15 protein-coding genes and 2 pseudogenes are annotated in these 15304 nt (G+C 61.5%); 11 read left to right on the top strand and 6 right to left on the bottom strand.

Annotated elements, in window-relative coordinates:
- Positions 1 to 217: 217 nt before the first annotated feature.
- Both GR158_RS16845 and GR158_RS16835 read right to left on the bottom strand, forming a co-directional pair.
- Positions 218 to 1525, bottom strand: coding sequence for an ATP-binding protein (locus tag GR158_RS16845; protein ID WP_160871879.1), 1308 nt, complete (start codon positions 1523 to 1525; stop codon positions 218 to 220).
- Between the two features lie 164 nt (positions 1526 to 1689).
- Positions 1690 to 2595, bottom strand: coding sequence for a LysR family transcriptional regulator (locus GR158_RS16835; RefSeq protein ID WP_160871878.1), 906 nt, complete (start codon positions 2593 to 2595; stop codon positions 1690 to 1692).
- A 230-nt stretch (positions 2596 to 2825) separates the two neighbouring features.
- Between GR158_RS16835 and GR158_RS16830 the strand changes: the two genes are divergently transcribed.
- The 9 genes and pseudogenes from GR158_RS16830 to GR158_RS16790 all read left to right on the top strand — a co-directional run bounded on the left by GR158_RS16830 (position 2826) and on the right by GR158_RS16790 (position 10056).
- Entirely contained in the window at positions 2826 to 3863 is a 1038-nt protein-coding gene (locus GR158_RS16830; protein ID WP_160871877.1) for an aldo/keto reductase, read from the top strand.
- A gap of 288 nt (positions 3864 to 4151) precedes the next feature.
- Positions 4152 to 4305: pseudogene (locus tag GR158_RS16825) on the top strand (IS6 family transposase); the annotation flags it as partial.
- Between the two features lie 236 nt (positions 4306 to 4541).
- On the top strand, positions 4542 to 5399 hold the full coding sequence (locus GR158_RS16820; protein ID WP_246665689.1) for an amino acid ABC transporter permease: 858 nt from the start codon (positions 4542 to 4544) through the stop codon (positions 5397 to 5399).
- Positions 5396 to 6160 carry an amino acid ABC transporter ATP-binding protein gene (locus GR158_RS16815; protein ID WP_160871875.1) on the top strand — a complete coding sequence of 255 codons (765 nt, stop codon included), beginning with the start codon at positions 5396 to 5398 and terminating at the stop codon, positions 6158 to 6160. Before GR158_RS16820 ends, GR158_RS16815 begins: the two co-directional genes overlap by 4 nt.
- Before the next feature lie 34 nt (positions 6161 to 6194).
- A complete protein-coding gene (locus GR158_RS16810; protein WP_160871874.1) occupies positions 6195 to 7052 on the top strand; it encodes an ABC transporter substrate-binding protein in 858 nt (285 codons plus the stop codon).
- A 22-nt stretch (positions 7053 to 7074) separates the two neighbouring features.
- Positions 7075 to 7857: a GntR family transcriptional regulator gene (locus GR158_RS16805; RefSeq protein WP_160871873.1), complete on the top strand. Its 783-nt coding sequence runs from the start codon at positions 7075 to 7077 to the stop codon at positions 7855 to 7857.
- A gap of 26 nt (positions 7858 to 7883) precedes the next feature.
- Positions 7884 to 8624, top strand: a complete 741-nt coding sequence (locus GR158_RS16800; RefSeq protein ID WP_160871872.1) for a BtpA/SgcQ family protein — start codon at positions 7884 to 7886, stop codon at positions 8622 to 8624.
- Complete coding sequence (locus GR158_RS16795; protein WP_160871871.1) at positions 8621 to 9124, top strand: ureidoglycolate lyase; 504 nt, start codon at positions 8621 to 8623, stop codon at positions 9122 to 9124. The genes GR158_RS16800 and GR158_RS16795 overlap by 4 nt, the downstream gene beginning before the upstream one ends.
- On the top strand, positions 9121 to 10056 hold the full coding sequence (locus GR158_RS16790; RefSeq protein WP_160871870.1) for a carbohydrate kinase family protein: 936 nt from the start codon (positions 9121 to 9123) through the stop codon (positions 10054 to 10056). The genes GR158_RS16795 and GR158_RS16790 overlap by 4 nt, the downstream gene beginning before the upstream one ends.
- A 228-nt stretch (positions 10057 to 10284) precedes the next feature.
- Here GR158_RS16790 and GR158_RS25400 read toward each other — a convergent pair.
- The 4 genes and pseudogenes from GR158_RS25400 to GR158_RS16775 all read right to left on the bottom strand — a co-directional run.
- Positions 10285 to 10436: pseudogene (locus GR158_RS25400) on the bottom strand (IS5/IS1182 family transposase); the annotation flags it as partial.
- 31 nt (positions 10437 to 10467) lie between these two features.
- Positions 10468 to 12036, bottom strand: coding sequence for a TerC family protein (locus GR158_RS16785; protein WP_160871869.1), 1569 nt, complete (start codon positions 12034 to 12036; stop codon positions 10468 to 10470).
- 320 nt (positions 12037 to 12356) lie between these two features.
- Positions 12357 to 13016 (bottom strand): DedA family protein, encoded by a 660-nt coding sequence (locus GR158_RS16780; protein WP_160871868.1) that lies wholly within the window; start codon positions 13014 to 13016, stop codon positions 12357 to 12359.
- 119 nt (positions 13017 to 13135) lie between these two features.
- Positions 13136 to 14158: a DUF1402 family protein gene (locus GR158_RS16775; RefSeq protein ID WP_160871867.1), complete on the bottom strand. Its 1023-nt coding sequence runs from the start codon at positions 14156 to 14158 to the stop codon at positions 13136 to 13138.
- A 30-nt stretch (positions 14159 to 14188) separates the two neighbouring features.
- Between GR158_RS16775 and GR158_RS25180 the strand changes: the two genes are divergently transcribed.
- Together GR158_RS25180 and GR158_RS16770 are read left to right on the top strand one after the other, a co-directional pair.
- Entirely contained in the window at positions 14189 to 14341 is a 153-nt protein-coding gene (locus tag GR158_RS25180) for a hypothetical protein (protein WP_202402340.1), read from the top strand.
- A gap of 70 nt (positions 14342 to 14411) precedes the next feature.
- On the top strand, positions 14412 to 15074 hold the full coding sequence (locus GR158_RS16770; protein ID WP_160871989.1) for a transglutaminase-like cysteine peptidase: 663 nt from the start codon (positions 14412 to 14414) through the stop codon (positions 15072 to 15074).
- The last annotated feature ends 230 nt before the right edge of the window (positions 15075 to 15304 follow it).

Raw genomic sequence — 15304 nt, 5'->3', positions numbered from 1 at the left:
ATCGCACAGACCACGGTATCGAACCAACTATCCATCAACCAAGAACACAATACTCCACCCAAGTCTTTTCAACACGAGCTCACGGACTTTGACGCGATCCCGTGTGATGGCCGACCTGAATATCGTTCTTTCCAACCAGACGAAGTGTTCATTTTGCCCGGACTTCATTCTGTCTCTGCTCTGATCTATCAGTGAAACCCGCGTGTTGAGAGTAATGTCACACGGAGGCGGCGCTGAGGCCGGTCCGGTCCTCGCGCGCGGCGAGCGTGAGCCGTGCACCCTGTCTTTCGGCAGCCGCCTTCGCAATCGCAAGCCCCAGCCCGCTTCCCTCGCTCTCCTGCGGCCTTGCGCGGAAGAACCGTTCGAAGATGTGCGGCATGTCATCCTCGGCAATGCCGGGGCCTGTGTCGCTCACCTCAACGCAGGCTTCCCGGCCGGCAATCCTCACAGCAATATCGACGGTTCCGCCCGGCGGCGTGTAGCGGACGGTATTTTCCACCAGGTTGTCGAGGACGACTTCGAAATCGGCCAGTGTTCCCATCGCGATGGCCCTGTCCTGACGGGTGATGCCGAGGTCGATGTTTCTGCTTTCGGCTAGGGGAGCGAGGCGTGCGACCGTGTCCAGCGCAAGCTGCACGAGATCGATCGGTCGCGGCGCGGGTGCCGCATCCTCGGCATCGTACCGCGCCAGCAGTAGGAGCTTTCTGACGAGCGCAGTGGCCCGGCCGATCCCGGCCTCGAGCTCGGTCAGGCGTTCGGAAAACCGGCCGTGCCTGTCGTCATTGCGCAGATTGTCGATCTGGATCTGCAAGGCTGCGAGCAGTGTACGCAACTCATGGGCCGGATCTGAGATGAAATGCCGCTGGCGCTCCAGCAGGGCTTGAAGCCGCGCGAGCAGCAGGTTGATGGCGCTGACGAAGGGCACGACTTCGGTCGGAACATCGACGGTCGGAAGCGGATCCTCTGCCGCCGTGTCGCGTGTGGTGACCGCGCCGGCCAGGTGCTTGAGCCGCGCCATGACCCGGTCGATGATCCAGCCCAATATCAACAAGGACATCGGGATGAGCACGATGATAGGGAGCGCCGCCTGGAGTGCCGCCGTGGTGGCGAGCTCCTGCCGGACACGTATGTCCTGAGAGATTTGCACCGTCCGGTCCGGCCGGGCCAGGGTATAGACGCGCCAGCGATCCCGGCCGGTCGCGATATCGGTAAACCCGGTCGCCGGTTGCCGGGCGATCCCGAATGCGGGATGCGATTGCCGCGACGGGAGACCGGAGGCGTCCCAGACCTGGACGATGAAATCGTCCTCAGGGTCGTGCTGTGCGGCGCCGTCTGATCCTGCGGTCAGCACCGACCGCTCATCGCCGACATAGAGCGCGATCTGGCGGAGCTGATTGTCTAGGAAATCGGCAGCTTCGTTCTGAACGAGGAGATAGGATGATGCCGCCGCGCAGATGCCGATGACAGACATCAGGCCGGCGAGCCACAGGAAGGCCGTGCGGCGGATCGACAGCGTCCTCATCATTTCGAGATCATCCAGCCGGCGCCGCTGATGTTGCGGATGATACGCGCGTCGTTCACCGCGTGACCTCGGAACTCGGCTTTGCCAGCGACAGCGCCTTCATCGCGCTCTTCCGGCAGATGACCGGCGAAACCCCGAGGCGCTACATCCCGTGCAGGGGCACGCCTTTACGAGACCCTTCCGCGTCTCGCGAGAAAATCGAGCACTGCCCGAATGCGCGACGGTAACTGGCCCCCCTGGCCGACATAGACGGCGTGAAATATCTCATGCGCGCCTGCATCGAGATGGTCGAGGACGGGTGCAAGCCGGCCGGCGGCAATGTCCGCGCGCACGGTGAATTCGGCAATGCGGGCGAGGCCCACGCCGCACAGGGCAAGGTGCCTCAACCCCTCGCCATCACTAATCTGGACCCGGTTCGTCACAGGCACGATGGTGGTTTCACCATTCTCGCGAAGCGGCCAGCCATTCACCTCCCGCGCATAACCGAGGCCCAGACGATTGTGCTGCTCGAGATCGGCAATGCTGCGCGGTTCGCCGTAGCGCTCCAGATAGGACGGGGCGGCGATGATGATCAGTGACGTCTCGCCGAGTTTGCGCGCGACGAGGCTGGAGCTTTTCAGCGGCCCGGCGCGAATGGCGACATCGGTGCGCTCGGCCAGCAGATCCACCACCGCGTCGGTTTGCACGATGTCGAGCGTGATGCCCGGATGCTGCGTCAGAAACTCCGGCAACGCCGGTGCGAGGATGTGGTTGAAGTAGGACGCGCTGGTATTGACGCGCACGCGGCCGATCGCCTGCTCACCGACGCCAGCGGCTCGCTCGGCATCCTCCATATCGGCAAGGATGCGCGATACCCGTTCGTAAAAGGCGCAGCCTTCAGGCGTGAGTTGAAGCTGCCGTGTCGAGCGGTTGAGCAGTCGCGCGCCAAGGCGTGCTTCCAGTCGTGCGATCAGTTTGCTGACGGCGGAAGGTGTCATGCCTGCGGCCCGTGCGGCGGGGGAGAAACCACCAAGTTCGACCACGCGAACGAACACCTCCATCTCGCTGGATCGGTTGACGTCGGGTCGTGCCATGATGAGTTCATCTCATAAATGATGTTCCTTCAGATGTTCTATTTCATCCAATGCTGGACGTCTATCTTCCACAATGTCATTCCGGATGAAGGTCAGGATTTGGGTCGTCCATACACCCGTCCTGGCATTCGATTCCGGCGGTCACCTCTGTATCCCGACGGCAAGGGCCCACGTCATATTCCTATGCGCTTCCCGGCCGCCGCCTCATCGATGGACGAAAGGATCATTGCATGGAATATCGACCGCTCGGCAAATCCGGCCTCAAGGTGCCGGCCCTGAGCTTTGGCGCCGGCACATTCGGTGGCTCCGGCCCGCTTTTCAGCAATTGGGGCACTTCCGATGCCACCGAAGCCCGCCGCCTCGTGGACATCTGCCTGGAGGCCGGCGTCAACCTCTTCGACACCGCCGATGTCTATTCCAATGGCGCTTCCGAGGAAGTGCTTGGCGCGGCCATCAAGGGTAGACGCGACGCCGTGCTGATATCGACCAAGACCAGCCTGCCGATGGGCGATGGACCGAACGATTCCGGTTCCTCGCGGTTGCGGCTCATCCGCGCTGTCGAGGACGCCTTGCACCGCCTCCAGACCGATCATATCGACATCCTGCAACTCCATGCCTTCGACGCCGGTACGCCGGTCGAAGAAGTGCTTTCGACGTTCGATATGCTCGTACGTGCCGGCAAGGTCCGATATGTCGGCGTCTCCAATTTCTCCGGCTGGCAGGTTATGAAGTCGCTGGCTGTCGCCGATCGCCACGGCTGGCCGCGCTACGTGGCCAATCAGGTTTATTACTCGCTGGTCGGGCGCGACTACGAATGGGATCTGATGCCGCTGGGTGCCGATCAAGGGCTTGGCGCGCTGGTCTGGAGCCCGCTTGGCTGGGGGCGGCTGACCGGAAAGATCCGTCGGGGAGCGCCGCTGCCAGAAGGTAGTCGTCTGCACGCGACCGAGCGCTTCGCGCCCCCAGTCGACAACGATCGCCTTTACCGCGTGGTTGATGCGCTCGACGCGATCGCCGAGGAAACCGGCAAGACGGTTCCCCAGGTTGCACTCAACTGGCTCCTGCAGCGTCCGACTGTGTCCTCCGTGATCATCGGCGCGCGCCATGAGGAGCAGCTTCGCCAGAATCTGGGCGCTGTCGGCTGGAATCTGACACCTGGGCACGTCGCGAAGCTCGATGAGGCAAGCGCCGTTACCGCCCCCTATCCGTATTTTCCCTACCGTCAGCAGGAAGGCTTCACCCGGCTCAATCCGCCGATGGCGGGATAAGGGCGGGAAACGCGGCGGGGCGACACCGAACCGGCGTTCGAACGCTTCGGAGAAGCGCGCGGCCGGCGAAAGGCCAACGTCGGCCGCCACCGATTTCAAGAAAGCCCGCGGCAGAGCAGCATGCGTGCAGCGTCGAAATGGGCCGGCGTTTGGCCGGCGCTGCAACGAATTTGCGGTGGAACGTCCGCGCGATTGCGCTTGGCTGGCCTTGTCGCAGATTTTCAGACTTGCCCCCATCGTTGATCATAGACATGGAATTTGCCGCTCCGAAAGTTGCGGAGCGAGCCCATGATTCTGAATGCTATTGCCGAGAAGCTGAAGCGCCAATCAAAGGATGACTTCAAAGGCAGGCATTTCGAGGCTTGGCTGGATTGTACAGGCGGTTGCCTGGTGCTTGCGCTACCCGCTTAGCTATCGTGACTTGCAGGAGATGTTTCGCGAGGGCACCATTCTGGCTCGGCAGAAAATTTGCAACAGGCCCGATGAATAGGAGCGTACCGGCTGCCTTCAGGTTCTCTGCGGGGGTCTTCGGCACGCCGCAGAACGCCGCTTGACATCCGCGGGAATGCCACATAGTAAGTTGTAGGCCTAACCCTACAATTGGATCTCATGCAACAGTTGTCTCCGAAATCAGCCGCCGTGTTTTCGCCTGCCGACCTTCCCGGTCGGGATGTGCCCATGCGCCGTTTGCGGCATCCTGGCCGCTGGATTAGCGGCGGCATCGTTCTGCTGCTGCTCGTCGTCATCGGCCGGGCCTTCGCCGTCGGGCAAATCCAGTGGACGGTCGTCGGGCAATTCCTGACGGCGGAGGTGATCATCGCCGGCTTCGGCTGGACATTGCTGATCTCGGCCTGCGCCTTGGCACTCGGCGTCGTGCTCGGCTTCGCCTTCGGCATCATGCGCCTGTCGGAAAACCCGATCCTGCGTTTTGCCGCCTGGCTCTATGTCTGGATATTTCGCGGAACGCCGGTGCTTCTCCAGCTTCTCATCTGGTTCAACATCGCGCTCGTTTTCCCGCGCCTCTACATTCCCGGTCTCGTCGACGAGCGCATGGTGGATGTAGTGACGCCCTTCGTCGCCGCGGTGCTCGGGCTTGGCGTCAATGAGGGCTCCTATCTCACCGAAGTCGTGCGCGGCGGTATCGGTGCCGTGGACAAGGGGCAAAAGGAGGCGGCGCATACGCTCGGCATGACGCCAGGCCAGACCATGCGCCGCATCATCCTGCCGCAAACGCTGCGGCTGATCCTGCCGGTGCTCGGCAACAGCGCAATCGGCATGCTTAAATTCTCGTCGCTTGCAGCTACCATCGCCATGGGCGAAATGCTGAACGCGGCACAGCGCATCTACTTCATCAATGGTGCCGTCATCGAACTCCTGTTCGTCTGCGCCGTCTGGTATCTCGCGGGAACCACGGTGCTTTCCATCGGCCAATATTATCTCGAACGCCATTTCGGCCGCGATGCCTCCGCCGCAAGCGGCAAGCGGACCTGGTTTAAGGGCTGGACGCAACGTCCGGCCGCCCCGGAGGAAGCATGAGTCTCGCAGTCAAGACGGTCGGTATCCGCAAGAGTTTTGGTACTCACGAAGTCCTGAAGGGTCTCGATCTCGACGTCACTCATGGCGAGGTTCTGTGCATCCTGGGCCCTTCCGGCAGCGGCAAGAGCACGTTCCTGCGCTGCATCAACCACCTCGAGGTGCCGAATGGCGGCTACGTCTGGGTCGATGGCGCCATCATGGGTTACGAGCTTTCCCGTGGCGCCCTGCAGGAATTGCCCGTCAAGCGGCTACGCGCCCAGCAGAGCCAGCTCGGCATGGTGTTCCAGCACTTCAACCTCTTCGCCCACCGCACCGTGCTCGGCAATGTGATCGAGGGGCCGATGGTGGTGCGCGGCCTCAAGCGCGCGCAAGCGGAAGCCCGCGCCATGCAACTGCTGGAGCAGGTCGGCATGGCCGGCAAGGCGGACAGCTATCCCTCGCAGCTTTCCGGCGGCCAGAAGCAGCGCGTGGCCATCGCCCGCGCGCTCGCCATGGAGCCGCGCGTTATGCTGTTCGACGAGCCGACCAGCGCGCTCGACCCGGAACTCGTCGGCGAGGTGCTGGAAGTCATGCGCAATCTGGCGCGTGGCGGCACCACCATGATCGTCGTTACCCACGAGATCGGCTTTGCCCGCGAGGTGGCCGATCGCGTGGTGGTCATGATCGACGGCGAAATCCGCGAAATGGGCGCGCCCGGAGATGTTCTCAGCAACCCTGCCGATCCGCGCGTGCGCTCGTTCCTGAGCCGCGTGCTCGCTTGAAACAATTCGCAGTTCAACAATGGGAGAACGGATAATGAAGAGACTGCTGCCGACGATGCTGGGGCTTGCCTCAGCCACATTCATCAGCCTTGCTGGTGCCGCCCAGGCAACCGGCGACGAAAAGCTTGCTGCAGCTCTGCCGGACGCCGTGCGCACCGCCGGCAAGCTGAACTTCGCGATCAGCCTCGCCTACCCGCCAATGGAATATAACGACGCAGGCTCGACCGAGCTGAAAGGCTTCGACATCGACCTCGCCAAGGCGGTCGCCGAGCGCCTCGGCCTGACGGCGGAATTCCAGAACGTCGAATTTCCGCAGCTGATCCCGCAGGTCGTCACCGGCCGTTCGGACATGATCATCACGGCCTTTTCCGACAAGGTGGAGCGCCAGACGCAGCTTGATTTCATCGACTACTTCAAGACAGGCAACGTCTTCTATTCCAGCGTCGACCATGAGGCAGAAATCAAGACCGAAGCCGATCTCTGCGGCAAGACGGTCGCGGTCGCCACAGGCACGAGCTGGGTTACCTGGGCGGAAGAGCTCGGCAAGTCAATCTGCCCTCCCGGAAAGCTGATCACCGTCATCCAGATACCGACCCAGGCCGAGCACATCATGCAGATCCGCCAGGGGCGCGCCCAGGCCTCGGTTATCGGTCTTGAGGGCCTGCTCGATTTGATGAAGCAGGAGCCGGGCAAGTTCTACCAGATCGGCGATGTCGGCGACGTCAACTATTACGGGATCGCTTTCGCCAAGGCGAACGGCGAACTGCGCGATGCCGTGCACGCCACACTCGATGCACTGAAAGCCGATGGCACTTATACACAGATCCTCGACCGCTACGGCTTGAAAGAAGCGGGTGTGGAAGAGTTCAAGATAAACGGAGCCACGAAGTAATCCAGCGTTCCCGGAGCCTGCCTTGACCCATCCTTCTACACCAGACGCCAATGCCGCGGACAAACGACCGGACGACCGGCTGTCGCGCTTTCGTCTCGATGATTATTCGAGCGAACAGCTCTACCGCCAGCTCTACCGGGCGCTGCGCGCGGCGATCCTAAGCGGCGACTTCTCCGAGGGGGAAGCCATTCCCTCAGAGAACCAGTTGCGCGACCAGTTCGGCATTGCCCGCACCACCGTGCGCAACGCCATGGCGCTTCTGGTGTCGGAAGGTTTGGTCCAGCAGGTGCGCGGACGCGGGACGATCGTCTCGCACCGGCCGATCAGCCACAATATCTGGAACTTCGGCAGCTTCACCGAACTCGCCCGCCGGCAGGGGCAGCGCCCCGTGACGAAAGTCCTGGAGCATCGAGTGGAAAACGGCGAACTGCTTCTGGTGCGAGCCCGTGGACTTGCGAATGATGAGACGATCAGCTGGCTGAACGTCGATACGTCCCAACTCGATCTCACCCTCTATCCCGGCATCGAGACCTACGATTTCGCGGCGCAATCGCTCTACGAGGTGCTTCGCCGCGACTATGACCGCCATCCCCTGCGCTCGGAGCTGCTGCTGACCGTCGTGCCGCCGTCCGATCGCCTGCGGGAGGTCTTTTCTCCGGCGCTCCATGTGCCGGGCTACCTTTGCGCCAGCGGAGACGTACTCGATGCGGACGACCGGTTGGTCGAGCGCACGTCGATCGTCTATTCGCCGGCCGTCCAGATGAAATTCGCAACGCGCTGGGGGCGCGATACCGCGCCCGCCTGAAGGCCGCGCGACGCAGGAGAATAGACATGAATCGTCTCATCGAGACCTTCGCCACCGTGAAACCCATTCTCGGCATGCTGCATCTTGCCGGCGATGGCCCGACCGCAAAACTCGCTCAGGCCGAAGAGGAAGCCCGCATCATGGCTGGTGAAGGCGTCGACGGACTGGTAGTGGAAAACTATTTCGGGGATGCCGACGACGTCGAGCGCGTGCTCGACCGGCTGAGCGGCCTCGTTCTTGGCGCAAAGATCGGCGTCAACGTGCTGCGCGACAACAAACGTGCCTTTGCGCTGGCCAAACAGTATCCGGTTTCCTTCATCCAGGTCGATTCCGTCGCCGGCCACCTGCCGCCGGAAAACGACGCCGCCTTCGCGGCGGATTTCGCGGCCCGGCGGGCAAGCGTTCCCTCGCTGCTGCTCGGCGGCGTGCGTTTCAAGTATCAGCCGGTCCTTTCCGGTCGATCGGAAGAGGAGGATGTGCGCCTGGGTGCCCGGCGTTGCGACGGCCTGGTGGTAACGTCGGATGCCACCGGCCAACCGACCGACATGGACAAGGTCGCCCGTTTCCGTGCGGCGGTCGGCGAGGCCGTTCCGCTTCTCATCGGTGCGGGCCTTACCGAAACGAACGCCGCCGAACAGCTGGCGCATGCCGATGGCGCCGTCGTCGGAAGCTGGTTCAAGCATGATCACAAGGATACCGGCCGCGTCGAAGCCGCCCACGTCGCGCGCCTGATGCGCGCGGTCCGCCTGGCACGGAGCGCGGCATGAACGCCGTCGTCGCACGGCCGGTGACGGCCGAGAATTTTGCCCGCTATGGCAAAGTCTACGATCTCGCCGGCGATGCAGACCCCGAGGTGATCTGGACGAAGGGCGACGGCTGGAACGACGGCTTTACCCGCACGCCGCTGATTGACGGTCCGGGCCATCTCGGCATGACCCGCGGCGGCAGCGCGCCCTGGTCTTGCGCCGCCATGGAACGGCACCCGCTGACCGAGGAGGCCCTGTTTTGCGCCGCCGAGCCGATCGTCCTTGCCGTGGCTCCGGCCTCTGACGCCGATGCGCCGCAGCACGACCAGATCGAGGCTTTCGTCATCGCCCCCGGCCAGGCCGTGGTGATGCACCGCAACGTCTGGCATGACGCCTGCCGGGGTTCCACACGTCCCACGACCTATTACTGGATGGCCGTGTGCGGCCTCGGCGCAAGCCCCTGGATCCCGGTTCTGGGCGGGCCGCGCCGGATCCAGCTGAATGACGGGCCTGCGGCATGACAACCTTCTTCATCGGAGACGTGGCGCTCGACGAATATTACACCGCCGACCGCTGGCCCGGCCGCGCCGACAAGGGCATGGTGCAGGAACTGCCGGCGGAAATCGGCGGCTCCATCGCCAATGCCGCCGTCATGCATGCGGCGTTGGGCGGAGAGACGCAGTTCATTTCCCTGCTGAACGACAGTGCGCTATCGCGGCGCCTTACGGGCGACCTCCGGCAGAGCGGCGTCGGCGTCGATCACATGCTGGTCGATCCCGCCCTTGCGGAATCGCGTAACCTGATCTTCCTGATCGACGGCGAGCACGTCGTCCTGACGGTCGAGATGGGCGAGCAGCCAATGTGGCTGACGCCGGCGACACTGGCGTCGCTACGCCAGCCGGGTTTTCTCTACACGACGCTCTACCGTGTCCGTCGACTGCATAGCCAAACGGGAAACGGTGTGCTGAAGCAGGCCGCCCTTCTGGCCGATCTGCGCCATCACGGCCGTCGCGCGATCTTCGATCTCGATGTCGGTGGCTGCGCGCCCGAGGACATACCCTACCTCACCGGCGCGGCCGTCATCATTTTCAACCAGGTCGGCTTCCGCGCCGCCTTCGGCCATGACGATATCTCTCGCATCGGCGGCTGGATACGCGAACACGGCATCGAGTGGGTGGTACGCACGAAGGCGGCGGATGGCGCCGAGGCCTTCGACGGCGAAACGCAGCTGCAGGCGGCTGGCTATCCTGTAGACGTGGTCGATGTGACCGGCGCCGGGGACACTTTCGGCGGGGCACTGACGTGGTGTCTGACACAGGGGCACTCCTTCGCCGAAGCGCTGGATTTCTCCATCGCCGCCGCGTCCCGCTCCGTCACGATCCATGGTCCACGCGGCGGGAAGGCAGACGCCAACATGGTGCGCGCATGGCGAAAGGAAAAACGCAGCCTTTAGGGTACGGGGATTACGGCGAGCGCACCCCTCAATCCTCGCGACTGATGGCGGGAAGCAGCAATCGTGCTGTGTCGGGTTTCACAAGGCCGAACGTTGCATTGACTCGAAGCCGGCTTTCTGGCCCATCCGGTAACCGTCGCAGATCGTCCGTCCCTGCGTTCCCTCTCGGGACGCCGCCCTCGGATCAGCTATCCGGCTTCACCGCTGGCGATTAGATTCTATCTTACCTCATGCAGCGATGCACATGGCTGAGGAGAAGGTGTGCGCGCATCGTCGTATCGATTTGCGATGCACCGCCAATCCTTGAGCTTCGCGAAGAGGTTCTCCACCTTGTGGCGCTGTCGTTAGAGGGCCTTGTCATAGGGATATGGTGTCTTCCTGCTACGGCTGGAGGGGCTACAGGCGCCATGGTCAGAGCGAACTCTGCCGAGCGCCAGGAATGCCCGCTTTGACTCGAATTTTTTCGATGTTCCTTTCTGACCTGGACACGATTTCAAACTCGAACCCGTCGCCTGCAATCCGCTCTCCCGCATCTGGAAGGCGGCCAAGCCGCCAGAGAATATAGCCGGCAACCGTTGCGTAGCGATCGGCCTCATCGACCAGATCGACGTCGAGCAGGTGCGATGCGCGTCTGACATCAAGAGCACCATCCATCAACCACGACCCATCCTCGGCACGTTCGGATATCATCGCTTCCTCGCCATCGTCAGGAAACTCTCCTGCGATCGCTTCGAGAATATCGGTTGGCGTGGCGATTCCCTGAAGCGAACCATACTCGTCGACGATGACCGCCATCTGGAGCGGCGCGTTGCGCAACTGCTCCATGACATGAAGCGCGCTGGCGCTTTCGTACACCATCAGCGGCTGGCGCAACGAGCGCTTCAGGTTCAACTGGCCATCCTGCAGGATGTCGCGCAACAGGTCTTTGGCAGCCGCCACCCCGATAAACGAGTCCGGTTTGCCTCGTGCCAGCATCAGACGAGAATGATCGAGTTCGAGAAGCCGGCTTCTGAGCGTCGCCTGATCCGCACCGACATCGAGCCAGCCGATCTCGTTCCTTGGCGTCATGATCGAGACCACGGGGCGCTCGGCAAGCGTCAGCACCCCGCGGATCATGTCCTTCTCCTCGGTTTTGAATAAATCCGTCCGCGCAGCCTCCTCGGCCATCACGTCGATCGTTTCGCCAAGCGGCTGATCGCCGACCCGGCCGCCCAGCAGGCGCAGTACGGCATTTGAAGTGCGCTCGCGCAGGTCGCCCGCCGTCACCATTTTCCCGCGATTGTGCCGGCCAAGCTGATTGGCGGCTTCGATCAGGATCGAGAAGCCGATCGCGGCGTAGAGATAGCCCTTGGGAAGGTGGAATCCGAACCCCTCGACGATCAGGCTGAAACCGATCATCAAGAGAAATCCGAGACACAGAATGACCACCGTGGGATGTTTGGACACAAAGCCCATCAGAGGCTTGGATGCAGCGATCATGATCGCCATGGCGACACAGACGGCGGTGATCATGACCCAGAGATTGTTGACCATGCCGACTGCGGTGATCACGCTGTCGAGCGAGAATACCGCATCGAGGATGACGATCTGCACGATCACCTGCCAGAAGACGGCATGGGCGACCTTGCCCTGCTTGGGCTTATGGGCGCCTTCAAGCCTTTCATGCAGTTCCATCGTACCCTTGGCGAGCAGAAACGCGCCGCCGGCGATGAGTATGAGATCGCGCCCGGAGAACGAGAAGTCGCCCAATGAGAACAGGGGCTGTGTCAGCGTCACGATCCAGGAGATTGAGAACAGCAACAGGATACGCATGATGAGCGCCAGCGACAGGCCCACGACGCGCGCCCGATGGCGCTGCTCGGGCGGCAGCTTGTCCGCCAGGATCGCGATGAAGACGAGATTGTCGATGCCGAGGACGACTTCGAGAACGATGAGGGTGACGAGGCCGATCCACATATTCGGATCTGCAAGGAATTCCATGATCGGGGCCTTATGAACGAACGCGCAAACGCAAAACACCCCGGATGGAACATCCGGGGCCGAAGCCCGCCGCGCTGGAATGAATGATGGAAAGTCGAGGCTGGCTCCGCATCGCGGAAGCCAGCCTCATTCGGTGTCGACTATCGTCGGTACTGTCGCCTTCGTCCGGCATGGCGGCGAAATCATCCTGCAACATGAATAGTTATGACAGCCGGGATAGCACTTAATGCGGCGCAGGTGAAGCGGCTCGTGTCTCGCGGTGACCTGTAATCCTATCACGGGTCTCCCGTGCTATGGAGAAGTCCTCTTGCCCAATCCTGTCACCTCCTCGATCTGATCTGGTCCGCGCGCCGCCGTGCTGGGGCCATACGGCGTGCAAACCACGCGCCCACGACCATGACCAGGATGGCTATCCCGGTCATCAGGACAGCCAAGCCAAGCCAATGGGCTTCCGTCAGGTCGCCGAACTGTTCCGCACCCTTCGCTGCCAGCCAACCCGGAGCCAGCATGGCCGGCGCCCAAATGACCGCCGATGCGATGTTCGCTGCCTGGAACCGGCGCTGCTCCATCCCCATCATCCCGGCCACCAACGGTACTGTGCAGCGCAGTGGCCCGAAGAAGCGGCCGAAGAAAACAGCCAGGAAGCCGTATTTGCGGAAGAACAGCCGCACCCGCGCCACGCGTTCGCGATAGTGCCGTAGCGGCCATTGATGAACGACGCCCGGCCCCAGCCATTGGCCCATCATGTAGGAGACGATGTCGCCGAGTACCGCACCAACGATCGCACCTGTAACGACCGGAAAAGGGTCAATGATGCCGCTGCCAACCAGTCCGCCGATCAGGAGCATGAGCGCGGTCGCCGGAATGATCAGCCCGAGAATGACGATAGACTCCCCGAATGCAATGAAACCAACCACCAAAGCCGCCCAGGCCTGATGGGTGCGAATGAAGGTCTCTGTCGCGTCCAGTAGGGTATCCAAATCTTTCTCCGGATCGGTTGGTTGTGCGCTGTGGCGGAACGGGGGCGGCTACCGCCAAGCCAAGGCGATCCGCCCGCGGGCAACTTCGCTTAGCCCGTCATTCCCGAGGAAATAAACCGCTACTTGGCTTTCCCACCGGTATCAGAGGTGATCAAGCTGTCCACCCCGGCCGCATTGCCATCAAGGATGCCTCGCAGAATTTCGATGCGGTCGTTGATGAGCCAACCATAGTAATTCTCGACCGGCAGGCGGCCTTTTGCGCCTGCATCGACCGCCGCGCGCAAAAGCGCCGCGCGCCGCCGGGGTTGGCCGACATTGTAGAGCGTGGCCGTGATCCCAGGATTGCCCGAAATGTCGAAACCTTGTTCACGATAGGCATCGATGGCATCCCTCAGGATCGCCGCTATGTAGACGATGCTTCGGTCGGGATCCATCACATCGCGATAGATGTTCGCGGGTCGGTCGACCGAGAGCTTTGGCAGTCCGCTGACCTTATTCACAAGATCGGTAACTTGTAGGGCAGTCAACGGGCTTATCTGGCCGAGGCCGAAGGTCTGCCCCGCATAGAAGGGCTGAAAAAACGCACGCTGGAATGAGATAGGCTCATAGTTGACGCCATCGACGGTCTTGCCGCGAAAATCTTCGTCCCAAACCGTGTCACGGCAACTCCATTGCTCCGACGTGCCGGCTAACCCATCGCATGTGTGGAATTCGGGCCGCGCCAGGAAAGCCTTCAACGTGGTGCCCTGATAGCTGAACCTTATGTCCAGGGCGGCGTAGGAGATCGCTTTGATGTAGTATGTTTGTAGTCGATCCACGGCCGAAACATTGAAGGTGTGCTCGCCCACGATAGCGCCAACAATATGGATGGGATCGATCCGATAGGCATCAGCCGCTCGTCTGATCTTGTCGAGCAGCGCAGGCTCGCCGTTCAGAAGATCGATCGTGTTCCGGAACTTGTTTTCATAGGTCGTATTCGAAGCCTTCGTCCTCAGGGCCGAGGCTCTTGGAATTTCCGGCTGTTGGGCTGTTCTGTTGCCCGAAGGAACCACAACCAGCTCTCGTGCAACAGCATCCAGTGGCAGGGAACCCAAAACCAGCACGAGAGCGGCAGCACGGGTGATGTCGGCGAATGAACTCATACTGTAATCCCGATGGCGCGGATGTTCTTTATGATGAACAATACCCTGATAGGCGGATTGCTCAATAACGACAAGCCAGTGTCCCTGCTTTTGCAGGCATTTGGCTGGAGACTGAATGACGCGGCAGTCGAACTCGGTATTCGCCCGTCATCGCGTCCGGCTTTCATTTTTGGTGATCGCTAAAAGTCTAACGGTCTGTTTCACGCGGCCGCAAGCGCCAGATGGCATCAAGCGTCAGAGGGAGCTGTCGGCTATGTATCCAAGAAGACTATTGCGAGTAAGTCTCGTTCTTTGCGCGATAGGGGTATTTTCACCGGCGCAAGCATCGCCATCGATGCCAGTGGGGGCGGCTACGTCACAGCCTGTCGGGCATTTCGAATTCTGCAGGCGGCACCCAACCGACTGCCGACCCACCAGAATCGAGTCGCCGATCCATCTCACGCAGGAGATATGGAAGACTGTCGTCAGGATCAACGCCTCGGTGAACGTCGAGATCGATCAGCGATCGGACATGGAGGTCTGGGGCTACGAGGACTATTGGGAATACCCGTTCAAAGGCGCGGGAGACTGCGACGATATCGTCCTGGAAAAACGCCGCCGGCTGATCGAAGCTGGGCTCCCGGTGTCGAACCTGCTCATTACCGTCGTGAAAGATGAACGAGGCGACGGCCACGCTGTTTTGACTGTGCGAACGGATCGGGGCGATTTTATCCTCGACAACATGAAAGCAAAGATATTCCGATGGGACGAGACGCCTTACGTCTACCTCAAGCGCCAGTCCACCAAACATGCTGGTAAATGGGTGGACATCGCGCCCTCCGGCCCGTCTGTTATTGCAAACCGGGATGCAGACCAGAACATCAGCGCTCCCGCAACCACCCGGCGGAACTTTTTCGACGCAATCTTAGGCCGCTGATTCAACGCGTATCCAGCTATTGAGGACGCAGAATAGAGAAAGGATAAGACGTGGCTTGCGGAAAAGAGCTTGTCCGGGCCTGTTGCAAACTTTCTGCCGAGTCAGAATGGTGCCCTCACGAACAAGCCCTCATGTTTTGTTAACCTTTTGCGGTCCGAAGAGGCGCGCAAGCCGTTTGCAGCGCTTTCAAGGATTTCGATCCTGTCGGCGAAGCCAAGTTCTGGGCGCAG

The sequence above is a fragment of the Shinella sp. AETb1-6 genome, from assembly GCF_009826875.1.
In the GTDB taxonomy this organism is placed as follows: Bacteria; Pseudomonadota; Alphaproteobacteria; order Rhizobiales; family Rhizobiaceae; genus Shinella; species Shinella sumterensis.
Note: the sequence above shows the minus strand (reverse complement) of the source record. Positions and strands in the feature narration are given on the sequence as shown.